Source organism: Bacteroides sp. D20 (genome assembly GCF_003436255.1).
GTDB lineage: Bacteria > Bacteroidota > Bacteroidia > Bacteroidales > Bacteroidaceae > Bacteroides > Bacteroides uniformis.
Genome location: NZ_QSOO01000011.1, coordinates 1 through 16,490, shown reverse-complemented (window position 1 = coordinate 16,490; position 16,490 = coordinate 1). Strand labels below are relative to the sequence as shown.

Sequence of the window (16,490 nt, the reverse complement as noted above, 5' to 3'; positions counted from 1 at the left end):
TCAATCTTGATTAAAAACGTATAATTTGTATGTCGTCTAAATAAGGAGTCGAGAAAGCGACACAGCATACCGCAGAGACTGAAAAATGTTCGTTTTTGAATTTCGTAAACGAATTGCTCTGATACTATTGGCTTTAGCTGGAGCTTAAGCCGATTTTCAACTTTTAAGAAAGAGTCGGATAGGTAAAAGTAATCACTGCGATTTCTCCTTCTTCGACATTCTCGGTTTGATAGGTACCTTTGAAATGTTCAAAGAACAACTGGTTGATTTTCTGTTGCACTGATACTTTTTGAGAGGCAAACCTGGAATCGGCTATAGGACTGTTCTCTATCCGGCATGCGATGATGTGTTTGTCCGGATGGTTGACCAAGAACATGCTGACTTTGCGCGTTTCTTTGCAGTCGTTCGGATAAAGCAGCATACTTGTCACTATTTGTGTAAGGCGGTTGACGTCGGTATGGATACGCACATCTCCCACCTCCACTTGTAGTTCCAGGAGGATACGGCCTTCACTACGCATTTGTATTAGACAACCTAGTTCGTTGCACCATTCTTTTACATTACAATCCTGCAATTGAAATTTCATCATATTCGCTTCCAGGCGTGAGAGGTCCAATACGTCGTTTACCAGTTGGATAAGCTCACCCGAATTGGTCTGGATAATACCGGAATACTCTTTTCGCTCTTCTTCATCCAGTTCGTTGTCGGTGGAAAGCAGTTGGGAGAAACCGACTACATTGTTCAGTGGAATACGGATATTATAACTCATATTGGCAAGGAAACGGCTTTTTATTTCGTTGGCTTCTTCGGCAATAATTGCCAATTTACGCATTTCCTTCTCATCTTGTTGCAGCCGCTTCCTGCTTCTATACATATGTAGGTTGAAAAGTAACAAGGCTATAATGATGATGATGGAGGTAACGAGACAGATACGGTGAAAAGTGGCTTGCCGCTGTTCTTTTTGGAAAAGCAGTTGGTCCATATTATATAGGCTTTGTATCTGTTCTATCTGTGAGGTGGAGAATACTGTATATAACGAATCTTTTGCCTTGGTTATTTGTTTATAGACAGGAAGTGCGTCGTCCGGAAACCCCATCTTTACTAATATATCCGCTTTCTGAAGTCCATAAATCATGGCATCATCCAGTGAAATAGGGGTTACAAGTTCAATGGCGTCTTCTAAATAAACCAAAGCTTTGTCGTATTCTTTTGTCAGTTGGTAATATTCGGCATATGCTGCCAAACGTATCAACCGATAAGGAAGAAATGAAGATGTACTGAGATGCCGCTCTGCTTTCTGCAAATATTCCCATGCTTCCGCAGGACGTTGAAGGCGGGTATAGTAAAGGGCGTATTGTAAATCTATGAGCAGATACAAATTGGTATAGCCGTTTGTCAGTACGGTGGTGCCTTCTTCCTGCAATCTGTTTTTTGCATTGTTGAGTTCCTCCAGATACCGGAACATGTTGTCATTGTCATGCAGATATGAGTAAGCCAGTACCGCTTTTGTCAATAAATCAATCTGAGTGGCAAGGGAGGAATCCGGACTTGTCAGTTCAAAAGCCTTGTTTAGGTAGGTGATTCCTTCTTTGTAACGTAAGGTATTGAAATATCCAGTCATCAGGCATAGGCATGCTTCGCGCATACCGTCATGGTTGCCAAGACTTTGAGCCTTGTCGTACATGTCTTGTGCTTGTTTGAGGGCTAATTCAATCTTCTGGCTGATGACATAGAATTCTATCATCATCTTTTTGCCTCTGAAGTAATGACGGTAGTAGTTGTGCTCTTCAGACAACTGTTCGAGCCTCTTCAGCCATTGTTCTGCATGTTTTTGGTCCAGTAGGTTGTAGTAATAAATAATGTGCGCATATATGGCCGCACTCTGGTAAAGTATATTTTTCTGGGCGATGGCCTCTTCCAGTAATTTGTTCTCGTAATAGATGAATGTCGGTGACAGTTGGTCAAGCAGTGCTATCTGATATAGGGTTTCCAATCTGGTGGTATCGGCTGGGGAGGCAAGATATATACGTAGCAGGCTATCCTTGGCTTCTGTCCGTCGCACATCTGCGTGTGCGGACGGTAACAGCCAGCATAAGGCAATGAGCAATGTAAATATCTGTTTCATTTCTTATTCTCCTTTCTGCCTTTCTGGCTTATGGGATGGGTGAAGCAGAAGCGTGAGCCTTCGGCATACTCTGAATCAATCCATATTTGTCCGCCGATATGCTCTATGATAAGTTGGCATATGGAGAGTCCCAACCCACTGCCTTGAGCATTCTCATTCAGCTTTTCAAAACGTTGGAAAATGTTGGCTTGCTTGTCTTTGGGAATGCCGCAACCGGTATCTGTTACGGTGAATAGTACGGTATCGTCCGTTTCTTTTTCCAGCTTTAGGACAATGCTGCCTTGTGGGGTAAATTTGGTAGCATTTATCAGTAGGTTAATCAGGACTTGCTGCAGGCGTGAGTCGTCAGTCTCGATGGGCATTTCTTCCAGCTCGGTGGTGAATGTGAGTTCAGCTTGTGTCTGTTTCACTTTATTCACGGTATCTATCACGTTTCTGCAGATGCTTACGGCATCATGTAGTGCAATACAGAATTGCAGTTTGCCGAATTCAAGACTCGATAGATCTATCACGTCGTTAATAAGCTTCAGCAATAGTTCTGAGTTCTGTTGGATAACTTCATTGCATTGACGGCGTGTCTCATCGTCCAGTCCCTCTTCCGTCAATAGGGATGAAAAGCCCGATAATGCATTGAGTGGGGTACGGATTTCGTGGCTCATGTTCGAGAGGAACACGCTTTTTGCACGCATGGCATTTTCGGCATTTATCCGTGATGTTGCCAGTTTTTGGGTGGAGAGTTTCACCTTTTCCCGTTGCCTTTTGAGTAGGATGGCAAGTAGAACAAATAACGTTACTAATGCCATCGTTCCTACCAATATGCTGGTTATGATTTTATTGTATTCGTTATTGCTGGCCGTCTCTGCCTTATCTACCTGGTATTTTGCCTTTATCGTATTGATTTGCCGGATATAGCTTTGTGAAGCGAGTGTATCTATAGGAGGATACAATTCCTGGTAGATTCGGCAGGCTTCCATGGCCATGCCTTGTATTTTACAGAGATAGATTTTTTCCAGCGAAGTCCAGCGGTAATACGTGGAGCGCTTATTACCGGAGTATTCTGCTTGCAATTTGGAGTAGATGTCCAGAGCTTGTTTCCAGTATTGTTTGTCCCAATTTCCCATGGCTCTATAGTAGGCGGCAGTGGTATAATCCAAGTGAAACCGATAGAACTTCTCTGGGTGCAGTTGGTAAATGGAGTCCATTTTGTGGAGCCAGATGTTTGCTTCATCAAGATAGTCTTGTGAGAGGTGTCCATGGGAAATGGCAAAATTCGTCTTTTCGATGCAGAAAAAGAAGTCTGTCGGGTAGTCAGGCTCCTGATATAATATTTTCTCCAGCTCTTCCAGGATTTTTTCCGCTTCTTCCAGACGTCCTTTCCGTTGCAGAACGTTGGACATTTTTAAAAGAAGCTGTGTCCTATATGGATGCTGGTCTGAAATGTTGGATAGTTCAGTCAAAGCATCCTGGTATGATTCCAGGGCTTTATCCCCCATGTTGGCTATTGTATTATAGGCGTCTCCGATGGCTTGGTTGGCCACTACCATACCAAATTGGTAGTCTGTTGCTTTAGCTTCTTCGTACATAAGTTGTGCCCGGTTCGTTGCTAAGCTGATATCGCCGCGCAATGTATAGGCATTGGCCAATTGAAGTTGTAATAGAAAATATGTTGTTCTATCTTCATTTGATTGTAGGATGGGAAGAAGTTGCTCACTCCACGCAATGACACTGTCTATGGATATAGAGTCATCATAGAGAACTTGTCTTTTGACCAATGATTGCAGAATACTCTGCTTTTCTTGATTGGCTATTGTATGTGCTGATAAGACAGAAGTATACAGTATCTGCCCCAATAGCATCCATATAATTGTTTTTGTTCTCAAATGTTTGTTTGCCTCTTTTGTTTATTATTGGCAAAAATAAATATAAATGAATAAATAAAAAATTAAATAGATGTTTTTTTATCCTTTATACTCAATTTGTTAGCAACTTTATGCAGGCGATTGGAAGGGATTAATAGAGTTCCAAACCAAACTCTTCTTTTAGTTGTAATAGTGCACTGTTCTTTTGTGCCATCATTTGGAATTTTTCAACGCGTCCATAGGCACGTACCTTTTCAGTAGGAGCACTAATCCGGACAGTCATGGTGACTTTGCGGTTCTTTAGCCGGGTACGTAGGTAATTTTGCAGAGTGGGTATCATGCCGGTAAATTCCTTGGCAACGATTTCATTGTCTACCACAGCCTCAAAAGTTGTGTCATTTATTAAAGTGATGCGCATGTTCTGCATGCGCTTGGCTATGGCTACTTGCTCCTTGGGCATACGTCCGGCATACTCCTGCCAGTAATAGTTCAAATCCCTTTCATTGAAGATGTAGTCTTCTTCCGGTTGTGCTGCTTGGTGGGCGGCAGTAGGGTTAGATGAAGGGTTTCTTTGTTCCTCTTCTATATGGGGGCGTTTGATGGAGACCCCTAATCCGGACATTTTCATGACCGGAATTTTTTTCTCTTCTCTCCCTTGCGCCATTAATACGGCAGCAGGTGTGGCATGTGGAGTTGTTGCATTACTATGCTGCGTGGCAGCAGGTTGGGGAGTGCTGTTTGTCTGTACTGCCGGCTGTACGGTTTGTTGGGGCATGGCAGCAGTGGCCTGTGGCTGCTGAGCGGCGGCAGGCTGCGTGAATATGGGTTTTATAGCTTGTTTAGGGCTGCGCCCATTGGCACCGTCGTCCTCCTCGGCGGTCAGTTGTGCCACTTGTATCAGAGTGAGCTCTACCAGTAGCCGTTTGTTTTTACTGGCACGGTAGTTCAGGTCACAATCGTTGCAGAGCTTCATGGCACGGTAAAGAAAAGGGAGGGGGCATTGCTGTGCTTGTGCTTGGTAACGTTCGCGGATGCTTGCGCCCACTTCAAGCAACGGCAGTGTCGCCGGGTCTTTGCTGACAAGCAAGTCGCGCAGGTGGGATGAAAGTCCGGTGATGAAGTGGCTGCCGTCGAAGCCTTTGTTGAGCACATCATTCAGTAATAGCAACGCGTCACTGATTTTGTTCTCAAGAAAGAATCCGGTTAGTTTGAAGTAGTATTCATAGTCCAGCACATTGAGGTTTTCAATCACGCTCTTATAGGTGATGTGTCCTCCGGTGAAGCTTACCACCTGGTCGAAGATGGATAGTGCGTCGCGCATACCGCCGTCTGCTTTGAGGGCAATGACATTCAACGCTTCCGGTTCAGCAGTGATACCTTCTTTGGAGGCGACATATGCGAGGTGTGCTACGGTATCTTCCACACCAATCCGGCTGAAATCATATATTTGGCAGCGTGAAAGGATGGTGGGCAATATCTTGTGCTTCTCGGTAGTGGCAAGGATGAATATGGCATGGCGTGGAGGCTCTTCCAGTGTTTTCAGGAAAGCATTGAAAGCCGAGGCGGACAGCATATGTACCTCGTCAATGATATATACTTTGTATTTGCCTATCTGAGGTGGAATGCGTACCTGCTCCACCAATTGGCGGATGTCATCCACAGAGTTGTTTGAGGCGGCATCCAGCTCATGGATATTGTAGGAGCGCTGCTCATTGAAGGCAGTGCAGGATTCACATTGGTTGCATGCCTCGCCGTCTGCTGTGGGGCTCATGCAGTTGATTGTTTTAGCAAAGATACGGGCACAAGTTGTTTTTCCCACGCCTCTTGGACCGCAAAAAAGATAGGCATGCGCCAATTTTCCGGTGGCAATGGCGTTCTTCAAGGTAGTGGTCAGTGCACGTTGGCCTACCACAGACTCAAAGGTCGAGGGACGATATTTCCGTGCAGATACGATATAGTTTTCCATATTCGGGATATTCTTTGCTTTTTGTGCAAATGTACACAAAAAAAAGAAATCTTTCGGTTATTCCTCTTATCTTTGTGACGTGAAGTTATATGATGGACAAGCTCCATCATGAATGATAAATTGCTAAATAGTAGATAACGAGATGGATAAACTTGCTTCTCTTTGGTCTTTTGTCCGCAAGCATAAATATTTGATTACGCTTGCGTTGTTTGCTGTAATTATCGGGTTCCTGGATGAGAACAGTGTTGTACGCCGTTTGGGTTACGCCCGGGAAGAAAGCCGTCTGCGCGATGAAATAGAAAAGTACCGCAAGGAATACGAGGAGAATACCGAACGGCTCAATGAGCTTGCCGTCGACTCCGGTGCCATCGAACGGATTGCCCGTGAGAAGTATCTGATGAAAAAGCCCAATGAGGATATTTATGTATTTGAAGAAGATATAGAAGAATGAAACAACTGATACCTGCCCTTTTCGCAGTAGGGGCCGTGATGCTCTTGGCAGGAGCTGCCGTTTATATCACGGGCTGGCCTCTTTCACCTTATATATATACTATCGGCGCTACGATGGTTGCTTTGGCCCAAATTAATTCTCCGTCCAAATGTAAAAGTCCCACTGTCAAACGCCTGCGCCGACAGCAAATATTCGGTGCGCTTTTGCTGGTGCTTACGGGGGCATTCATGCTCTTTACAAGGGGCAATGAATGGATTGTGTCTCTGACGATAGCCGCCATTCTTGAGCTTTACACTTCGATACGTATTCCACAAGAAGAGGCGAAAGAAGGTTTAAGCTAAATCCGGAACATATATTCTGCATAAACAAGAGGGGCTGAACTCTTTTATAGAGCCAGCCCCTTTCTCATTTAGTTAATCTTCTGCGTTATCCGTCTATCTTTCTACCTTTTCTACTGTCAGAACTGCCGAAGAGACACCTGCCGTTACGTCAACTGTGAACCGGTAAGCGACACCGTTTTCCAGGCTTTTGCCTTCTACGAGGCCCAAGTTGCCGGCATCACGTCCGTTGGTACCGTCACCTATAAATACTAAGTCACTGGTGGTAGACAAGGCATCGTTTTTATATTCACCTCCCCAACCTTGCTGGTGGAAGAACTTGAAGTTGATGTCATCAGATTTGATTTGCTCTCCCGCTACTACTGTTACCTGATACTTCTTCGCTTCAATCTGTGACATACAGAGTCCTTTCTCTGTGGTCCAACCTACGGCATTGGTCGCTACGGAAGGTTTACCGATACCGTCACCGATAATCCAAAGGGCGCCGGTTCCGTCATCGTTCAGAGTGGCGGTGCTTGTTCCGTTCATTTTCAATACTTCCAGATAATTCAGGGCCAGGTTGGCAATGACGCGATAAGTTCCATCGATGGGCAGGAACTTCAGCGAACCGTCTTCATTCTTTTCGAAGAAGTCGGGGTCTATCCAATATTGGTCGAAGTTGGGAATGTCTGCAGTGATGTTGTCCCCTTGCTTCAGATTGAGGTCGATGCTGTAATGGTCATCATCCACCATCTCCATTTCAGAACCGTTCAGCAGTAGTTTCACGAAAGGAGCGGCTGCATAAGTCAACGTATTGAAGGAGATGGAATATTCTCCAGCTGACAGATTGGAGAAGGTAATTTCACTGGAGGTACCTTGTGTAATGGCACCGTTGCTCCATCCGAAGTTGATTTCATTCCCGTTGGCGCCTACTTTAGGAGCTTTGATGTAACCTTTCACTTTTTGTGCAAATTCACCGGTCACGCTATACTGATTGGCTGCGACTTTTTCCATGCGGTATTCTTGGTCTCCGGAAATCAGAGTTAGGTAGGGGAAGTCCGGACGACTCAGCGCCACGTCATAGCTTTTTTCTGTAATTGTGAAATTGATGTTCTGCAGAATGAACTTCAATGTAGCTGTTCCGTTGGGAATATTTGCCAGATAGGGAACATATATTTTCCCGGTATAGTCTTGACCGTTTACTTTTGTACGGATTATAGTCTCTGACACCATTTCGTCGCTGAAGTATAACCGCGCTTTTAACGTGGAAAGGGGTACATCTGCGTCCGATGCCTTGATTGTAAAAGGCAGACTGTCTCCGAACAAGGCTGAAGAAGGTTCTGCCTGAAAGTCCATTGTCGGGTTGCCGGGAACCGGATCGTCATCGCTGCAAGCATTCAGCATGGCTATGCCTGCCAATGCCATTAGATAGTATTTTAAGCTTTTCATTATAATCTTCTGTTTAAATTATTAGTTTTATTTTTTCCAACGGTAAGAAACGACTGCTTTGGCCGGAACTTCGTAGGAAAAGTAGTGTGTGCCGTCGCTTACGGTGATTCGCTTGGCATCTGCATTGTTGTTTGCCAATACGAATGCATAGGTACCGTCCGTATTCTCGAAGGCGGAGTAGGTGATTCCGTTGGCTGTGTAACCGGTCGTTCCGATACGTACAGCTCCCGGTTTCACGACTGAAGACATGTGCCCGATAAGGTAATAATGGGAATTACGGACAATTTTAGAATAGTTTGTATTGTCAATATCCACTGCACCGTAGCAGGTCTTGCAAGAACCATCTGAGGGGCTTACCGGTCCCAGGTCACTGTCTAACATCAGATTCCACACAATGGTGCCGCGGCACCAGTTGTTGGCTGTTCCCAATGCTATTTCTTCCATATCGTTAAGCAGGCGTGCTTCCAAATCGCGACCGGAGTTCCAAGTACCGATGGAGGTTTCCGTAAAAAGCAGTTCCTTGTTGGGATAGAGTTTGTGGATATTCAGCAACTCAGAACGGTTACCGCCATAATTATGGTAGGCAGCGCCCGCAATGTATTGTGAGGCTTCCGCATCATCATAAATCTTGGTAGGGTAACTTTTTTGGTCGGCCAGATTGTCGTAGTTGTAGTTATGGTCGAAAACATAAATCTTTGTAGTAACTCCGGCTTCTTTGAAGGCAGGGCCCAGGCCGGTCTTGATGAAGTCACGGGCTTCTTCCCATCCCATGAACAAGGATGCTGAGTTACCGTGGTTCAGCGGTTCGTTCTGCGGAGTCACAGCGTGGATTTTGATGCCTTCCTTTTCGAAAGCTTGTATCCATTTTACGAAATAGTCGCCATACGTTCTGTAATATTCGGGGTTCAAGTGTCCGCTGGTCCATGAGTCAAAGGGTACACGTTCCTCCAGGCTTTTCACTTTCATCCACTTCGGACATGTCCAGGGAGCGGCAATTATTTTGACGGCAGGATTGATTGCCAGAATTTCCTTCAATATAGGAATCACATATTTGGTGTCTTCCATCGGAAGGGCAAAGTGCTCAAGCCCCTTTTCGTCACAGCAAGTGAATTCACTGAATGAGAAGTCGGAACAACCGATGGCAATACGTACATAGCTGAAGCCATAGCCTTCTTTGTCCGAGAATGTTTCAGTCAGAAACTTCGTGCGGTTCTCTTGTGTCATCTGCATCAGGTTGTAACCGGTAGAGCCGGTGATGGCTGCACCGAAACCGTCCATTTCCTGATAGCGGGTGGCAGGGTCAAGTGTCACGGTAGAAGGTGACATGTTGCTTCCGGTGCCGAAGGTCAGCCCGGACTTTGTCAAATCATAAGTACGACTGGTGTTCGTTACATAGAGGGTAACATCCTTTGCCTCTTCCGTGGGTTGGTCTGGCTTGGGTTCCGGTGTAGGGGTGATGTTACTGTCATTGTCATTGCCGCAGGCTGCCAGTATGGTGAAGCAGCCTAATGCGGTAGTGAATATATTTCTTAAATTCATATTCAATTGATTTTTATATTACTCATTAGTATTAATAGCCCGGGTTCTGTATCAGATTTTCGTTCTGGTCGATGGCTCCTTGGGGAATAGCCAGCAGATAGGAGTTCTCATTGAACAGATTTTCTTGTGCATGGCGGCCGCTGTCTTTGGCGTAAACGGCGTTCATCACTTCTTCTACCTTATTGAGGCGGCAAAGGTCGTACCAGCGCTGTCCTTCAAAGGCAAGCTCCATGCGGCGTTCGTCCATATAAGCTTGGAGCAATGCTTCTTTACTGCTGCGGGTGCTTTGTGGAAGTTTGCCCAGTCCGGCGCGGTTGCGGATGCGGTCGATGATGTCGGCTGCACCGTTCAGGTCGGGAGCCTCTCCCATAATTTTTGCTTCGGCTTTGAGGAGCAGGATATCGGCATATCGCAGATAGATAATGCTGTTGAACGCAGAGCGGCATTTGTACATGAAGGCATAATGGTCTGCCGGATAATAGTTGCTCCATCCGCAGTCATACCATACAACAGATTCATTGTAACGTTTCGTGTCTCCTTGCTCTTCATAGAGGCGGATAAGGTCACGGGAAGGGGTAATCCATTTGGCCCAGGTGAAACTTTCATCCCAGTTGCTCAAGTTACGGCCGAACATCCAAGTACACCAGTTGCCGGAGCCGGGAGGAAAGTGGGCTTCGAGAATTGCCTCCTTGGTATTGCGTACCCGGCAGTCTTTTTTTTCCGTATCATACGCCCAAAGGTCGCTGAAGTCTTCCACGAGGTCGAAGCCGTCGGCAGCAAGTTCATCGGCATATTTGATAACCTTTGCATAATCGCGCAGAGGTTTTTCTGCATAGACCTTGGCAAGCATGGCACGTGCCACCGATTTGGTAAGTATGCTCTTGTCTGATGTGTCGTTTGTCGGTGTGTTGGGGTTTTCCACTGCTTCAGTCAGGTCTTTCTCTATTTGGGCGTAAGCCTCTTCAGCCGTATTCTGTGGAGGAAAATAGGTCGGGTACATTTCTTCTACGTTGTCTTCGGTAATGTCACCGCCCACGGTAGTGATGACCGGGAAGTTACCCCATAAGCGTACCATATCGAACATGACCATGGCACGGAATATCTTGGCTTGTGACTGATACTTGCCGCGTTCACTTTCACTGAGTGCCTTGAGCTGGTCACAGCCCACGATGATGCGGTTGGCAACGGCAATGTCGCCTAAGAAACGGTCCCAGTCACGTTTTAGTACAGAATTAGAGCCTTCAATGGAGTTGGTTTCGTAAGGCACCACTTCGGCCCCCGTTGTTCCGGCGTAGGCATTATCGGAATGAGCGTCACCGATAAGCAGTTTGTCGACATACCAGTGCTCCTGCCGGTCACGAAATTTTTTGTGAAGGGTTACCATTGAAGTTTCCACGTCTTGCACACTGTTGAAAATAGGCTTTTCATCAGTTTTGTTCACTCCTTCCGTTACATCCGAGTAGGTGTCTACCGGATTATAGTCCAAGTCACATGAGGTTGCGGTCATTGCCAACAATACACCGCAAGCTATACTTTTATATATATGGTTTAGTTTCATAAGTTATTTCTTCCTTTTTTAGAATTCAACATTGATACCGAAAACGAATGATTTGCTCTGCGGGTAAGTTCCATAGTCGATGCCCTGTACAGAACCGCTGTTGCCATATTGGTTCACTTCGGGGCCCATACCTGAATAGCTGGTCCAGGTCAGCAAGTTGCTGGCGGTAAAGTAAGGCTGTACGCGGCTGATACCCCATTTCTTGAACTGGCGGCAACGGATGTTGTAAGAGAGTGAAATGTCTTTGACACGCAGGTAGCTGCCGTCTTCTACAAAATAAGTGGAGTTCTTGATGTTGAAGTTGGCTTTCGGGACATTCGTAATCTGTCCGGGGATTCTCCAGCGTTTCAATACTTCCGTTGACTGGTTTTTGCCGTCGTACATGCCTTCGGTTTCCATACGGGACACATTGAAGATGTCGTTTCCGTAGCTTCCCTGGATGAAGATGCTCAGGCTGAGGTCTTTCCATGTAAAGGTGTTTGTCAATCCGTAGATGAAGTCGGGGTTCGGGTCGCCGATATAGGTACGGTCGGAAGTGGAAATCTTGCCGTCTTCGTTAAGGTCGCGATAGATCAGGTTACCGGTTTCAGGGTCTACGCCGTCGCTGATGTAACCGTAGAAACCACCCAAAGGACGTCCGGGCTCATTGCGTACGATATTCTCTTTCACCACCTCGGCACTGCTTGCTGCGGTATAGATTTTCTGCAATGACAGCTTGGTCAGCTTGTTCTTATTGAAAGAAATGTTGAAGTCTGTATCCCAGGAAAACTCGCCGGTCAGGTTGTGGGAGTTGATGGCGAACTCGAATCCCTTGTTGGTCATCTCGCCTTCGTTACGGGTGATGCTGGTGGTTGCTGCCGCACCCGCAGGCAGACTTACGTTCATCAACATGTCTGTGGTTTTCTTGTAATAGTAGTCCATGCTGAAGGTCAGTCTGTTGTTCAGTACGGTCAGGTCAAGGCCGATGTTGGTCTGGCTGGTGGTTTCCCATTTCAGGTCACTTGTTCTCAGGTTGGCCTGGCTGATGCCGGGAACAGCATGGTCGTTGCCCTCTTCGAACCACGGTATGCGGTTGATGTTGTAGCGTTGCAGATACGAGTAATCGCCTATGCCGCTTTGGTTACCGGTCTGTCCCCAGCCGCCACGGAGTTTCAGGTCATCAATCCAAGTGATGTCTTTCATGAATTTTTCCGATGAAATGCGCCAGGCAGCCGAGAAGGACGGGAAAATGCCCCAACGATGGTCGGGATGCAGTTTGGACGAACCGTCGGCACGCATGTTCATGGTAAGCATGTACTTGCTGTCATAATTGTAGGACACGCGGGCGAAATAGGAAGAGATAGCCCACTGTGAAGCTCCTGTTCCGGTACCGTCCCATGAAATTTTATTGGCGGCATTCAGAGTCTGTATCTTATCGTCCCGGAAGTGTGAGCCGTTTATCCAGCTGTTGGTATAGTCCGATTTGGTATAGGAAGAACCTGCCATGACGTCGATACCATGTTTCTTGATGTTGGTGTTGTAAGTCAATATATTGTCGAAAACCAATACGGTATTCATGTTTCGGTTGTCGGAAGCTGTACCGAAGCTGTTGCGTCCGTCGGTGGTCGATATTGGATCGAGGAATGTGGTGCTTACACCGTTACGGCGGTCCAGGGCTACGGATGATTTCAACTTCAGGTTGGGCAGAAAGCTGATGGTAGCGGCTCCGGATGCGATGAGGCGGTTCTCCTTGTTCTTGTTGTTTTTCTGGCGGGCCAGGTTTTCCATCGGGTTCATGATATTTACCCCGTAGAAGTTCTTATTGTATTGATTCGGCTTTTCAGGGTCCCAAATAGGAGCATAGGTCGGTGTGTTGATAACCGAGAGGACTACACCGCCACGGTTGGCACCCGTACCGGAAATGATGCCGGTGTTTCCGATATTGTCGGAGTAGGAGATATTGGCACTTACGTTCAGCCAACTGCGTATCTGGTTGTCAATGTTGGCACGGAAGCTATATCGTTTGAAGTACGTGCCTTCCAAAATGCCTTTTTCATTCAGATAACCGGCAGAGAGGAAGTATTTCATCTTTTCGTTTCCGTTAGATACGGACACCTGGTAGTTTTGGGTCTGTCCGGTTTTGTAAACTTCATCAAACCAGTCTGTCTGGTCTGTTAGACCTTCAAGGGCAGCGGGGTTGACAGCCCCGATTTCTTCCTGTAACTCACGGTATTGTTCTGTATTCAGGGCATCCATGCTCTTGGCTACTTTCGTCATACCATATTGTACGTTCAGTGCCACTTTGGCATTGCCTTCTGCTCCGGCTTTGGTCGTAATCAGTACCACACCGTTGGCTGCACGCGAACCATAGATGGCTGCCGATGAGGCATCCTTTAGGATAGAGAGACTTTCAATGTCGTTGGGAGAGAGAAAGTTGATGTTGTCCACGGGCACACCGTCCACTACGTAGAGCGGGTCGTTGCTGCCGTTGAATGAGGTGGTACCACGTACGCGGATGCTCATGCCTCCGCCCGGTTCACCGCTGGGTTGCATAACCGACACGCCGGCTGCTTTGCCTTGCAGGGCTTGGGCTGCCGATACAATGGGGCGTTGGTCCAAATCCTTTGTAGAAACCGTGGATACGGCTGTGGTTACGTCTTTACGCTTCACACTTCCATAACCGATAACTACCACTTCGTCCAGCAGTTCGTTATCTTCCTGCAATGTGATATTCATGTTGGTGGTTGCTTTTACCTCTATCGTTTTGTAGCCGATGAAGGATATTACCAGTGTGGCATTCTGTCCTACACTCAGGGAAAACTCCCCGTCCAGATTGGTAACAACACCGTTGGCGGTACCCTTTTCCAATACGGATGCGCCAATGACCTCCAGGCCTGCAGCATCTGTTACTTTACCCGTAGCTGTCAATCGTTGGGCAAATGCATTTGTTGACATTAGCAGTACGAGTAATGTCAAAAGGAGCTTGTAACTCCGCGTAAGAAGATTTCTTGTAATCATTCTCATAGTACTTTAATTGAAAGATTTAATTTATTATTAGAAAAGTATGTCCTAATAGAGATTGGTGGTTTTCCATAGTACACTTTTCTTTCTGTGCTGCAAAGATAGCGGACAACCCTATTCGTCCGATAGGCAGGTAATATGGAGAAGTAAGTCTGTGTGAAATGTAAATATCAGATATATAATAAGTTGTGTTCTTGCTGATTACTGTGTAAAGTAAAGGTCGGCCACTATGGAAGGAGGTCTGTATATACTGTTTTGTCGCTTTGAGCGGTCGAAATATCTCTTAAATTTCATGTACTTTTTAGGGTGGAGGTAGTTTATGTTTAGATAGATTAATTTATCTTTGTGCTCTCAGCCTTATATAGATAATAGAAATGAAAAGAAAAATCATAGCTTTACTATTTTTGCTGATGGGGTGTACCTTTCTGAATGCGGCACCTTACAGTGAAAAGATAAAAGAACTGCTGGTGCGTCTTGATTCTCTGATTGCGCAAAAAAACACGTTTGCTATGCTTAAAGAGGCGAAGATTGCCCAGTTGCACAAGTTGCGAAAGGATGTGCGTACTTTGGAGGAGAGATATTGGCTGAATAAAAATCTTTATGATGAGTATTGTGTCTATAATGCCGATTCTGCAATGAATTATGTGGCAGGCAATTTGGACATAGTTTATAAGCAGAATGATAAATACCGGCAGATGGAGTGGAAGATAAAAAAGTCTTTTCTGTTGGCTGCCACCGGTCTGTTGAAAGAAGCCCAGGATGAGTTGGACGGAGTCTCGGGCGGTTCGCTCCCCAAAGAATTGTTAGTGGACTATTACGGACAAATGTTGTATCTGTATTCGCATTTCAATCAGTATACCGGTAGTGAAATGGGTACTTTGCATGAACATTATGCACAGTTGGAGCGTGTTTACAAGGACTCTTTGAATATGGTTCTTACCCCTGAAGACCCCTTGTTCTTGTGGTATAAAGGGCAGGTAGTACAAGGTACGGACAGTATGTATGTTTTTAAAGAACGTTTGCAGAAGGGAATTCTTAATTCTGCATTCGACACTCGGCGCGATGCCATGAATGCTTACGTGCTGGCCTGCTTTTATCGCGAGTCCGATGAGCAGGAAAATTATCTGACTTACCTGATATATTCTGCTATGGCCGATGTACGTATCTCCAATAAAGATATTGCTTCGTTGGAAGAGCTGGCGGGGGTACTTTTTAGTTTGGGTGATATTGACCATGCTTATGTCTACATGAGTTACTGCTTGCAGAATGCCTTGGCATATCGGAACCGGGTGAGGGTAGTGGGCATCTCTGCGGTGCAGGACACCATTCATCAGATCTATCAGGAACGTAATCAGAGGCAAGAAGCGCGGTTACGTATGTATTTGGTACTGGTCAGTGTCTTGTCTTTGATATCCTTGTTTGCCTTCCTATATATATACAAGCAGATGAAGCGGTTGAAGCAGTCGCGCCAACAGCTGAATGAGGCAAACAACCGCTTGAATAAGCATGTGGAAGAGCTTTCGAAAATGCACGGACAAGTGGCAGAAACGAATGTACAGCTTACTTCTTTGAATGAACAGTTGAGGGATACCAATAATCAGCTTCGTGAATCCAACTATGTGAAGGAGGAATACATAGGTTATGTCTTTTCCATTTGTTCCAATTATATCAGTAAGCTGGATGAGTATCGGAAAAATATCAATCGTAAGCTTAAGGCAAACCAGTTGGAGGATGTGAAAGCATTAACCGATACTCATTCTATGGCACAGAATGAGTTGAAAGAGTTCTATCATAACTTTGATGCTATCTTCTTGCACATTTATCCGGATTTTGTAAGTGACTTCAATGCCTTGCTCCATCCTGACGAGCAGATTGTGCTAAAAGATGGTGAGTTACTGAATACGGAATTGCGCATTTATGCTTTGGTGCGTTTAGGTATCACTGATAGTGTGAAGATTGCCGAATTCTTGCATTATTCACCTCAGACCGTTTATAATAATCGTTTGAAAACACGTAATAAGGCTATCATTCCTCGGGAAGAGTTTGCTGCCGTTGTGCGTTCTTTGGGTAGGGCACAGAAGTGGATTTGATAAAGGCTTCTACTGATTGTCGCAGTATGGTGCGTAGATGACACCTAAGAGTTAGGAAAAAAACTGCGATGTACTACCTTGTTTTTCTCTAAAAACTAATCTTTCCACAGCAATGTTCTTTTCTTACCACAGCTGT

The 16,490-nt window shown here is 45.7% G+C and carries 10 protein-coding genes; 3 read left to right on the top strand and 7 right to left on the bottom strand.

What is annotated here, in order from left to right:
• Positions 1 to 163 precede the first annotated feature (163 nt).
• The 3 genes from DXD78_RS12285 to DXD78_RS12275 form a co-directional block, all read right to left on the bottom strand.
• Positions 164 to 2,125 carry a HAMP domain-containing sensor histidine kinase gene (locus DXD78_RS12285; protein ID WP_057258909.1) on the bottom strand — a complete coding sequence of 654 codons (1,962 nt, stop codon included), beginning with the start codon at positions 2,123 to 2,125 and terminating at the stop codon, positions 164 to 166.
• Positions 2,122 to 3,981, bottom strand: coding sequence for a sensor histidine kinase (locus DXD78_RS12280; RefSeq protein ID WP_057097715.1), 1,860 nt, complete (start codon positions 3,979 to 3,981; stop codon positions 2,122 to 2,124). The genes DXD78_RS12285 and DXD78_RS12280 overlap by 4 nt, the downstream gene beginning before the upstream one ends.
• Before the next feature lie 154 nt (positions 3,982 to 4,135).
• Positions 4,136 to 5,950: a DNA polymerase III subunit gamma/tau gene (locus DXD78_RS12275; protein WP_005824735.1), complete on the bottom strand. Its 1,815-nt coding sequence runs from the start codon at positions 5,948 to 5,950 to the stop codon at positions 4,136 to 4,138.
• A gap of 142 nt (positions 5,951 to 6,092) precedes the next feature.
• On the opposite strand from DXD78_RS12275, the gene DXD78_RS12270 reads away from it, so the two are divergent.
• Both DXD78_RS12270 and DXD78_RS12265 read left to right on the top strand, forming a co-directional pair.
• The gene (locus DXD78_RS12270; RefSeq protein ID WP_005824736.1) at positions 6,093 to 6,401 is read left to right on the top strand and encodes a septum formation initiator family protein; all 309 of its coding nucleotides are present in this window, start codon (positions 6,093 to 6,095) and stop codon (positions 6,399 to 6,401) included.
• Entirely contained in the window at positions 6,398 to 6,742 is a 345-nt protein-coding gene (locus DXD78_RS12265; protein WP_005834878.1) for a hypothetical protein, read from the top strand. Before DXD78_RS12270 ends, DXD78_RS12265 begins: the two co-directional genes overlap by 4 nt.
• A gap of 93 nt (positions 6,743 to 6,835) precedes the next feature.
• Here DXD78_RS12265 and DXD78_RS12260 read toward each other — a convergent pair whose 3' ends face one another.
• From DXD78_RS12260 to DXD78_RS12245, 4 genes are read right to left on the bottom strand one after another with little or no spacing between them, the layout of a single operon-like run.
• A complete protein-coding gene (locus DXD78_RS12260; protein WP_005834880.1) occupies positions 6,836 to 8,167 on the bottom strand; it encodes a DUF5125 domain-containing protein in 1,332 nt (443 codons plus the stop codon).
• Between the two features lie 27 nt (positions 8,168 to 8,194).
• A complete protein-coding gene (locus DXD78_RS12255; protein WP_117652758.1) occupies positions 8,195 to 9,706 on the bottom strand; it encodes a glycoside hydrolase family 30 beta sandwich domain-containing protein in 1,512 nt (503 codons plus the stop codon).
• 31 nt (positions 9,707 to 9,737) lie between these two features.
• Complete coding sequence (locus DXD78_RS12250; RefSeq protein WP_005834883.1) at positions 9,738 to 11,264, bottom strand: RagB/SusD family nutrient uptake outer membrane protein; 1,527 nt, start codon at positions 11,262 to 11,264, stop codon at positions 9,738 to 9,740.
• Positions 11,265 to 11,282: 18 nt separating this feature from the next.
• Positions 11,283 to 14,198 (bottom strand): SusC/RagA family TonB-linked outer membrane protein, encoded by a 2,916-nt coding sequence (locus DXD78_RS12245; RefSeq protein ID WP_370448314.1) that lies wholly within the window; start codon positions 14,196 to 14,198, stop codon positions 11,283 to 11,285.
• 440 nt (positions 14,199 to 14,638) lie between these two features.
• Here DXD78_RS12245 and DXD78_RS12240 point away from each other — a divergent pair, with 440 nt between their 5' ends.
• A complete protein-coding gene (locus tag DXD78_RS12240) occupies positions 14,639 to 16,354 on the top strand; it encodes a DUF6377 domain-containing protein (protein ID WP_005824747.1) in 1,716 nt (571 codons plus the stop codon).
• The last annotated feature ends 136 nt before the right edge of the window (positions 16,355 to 16,490 follow it).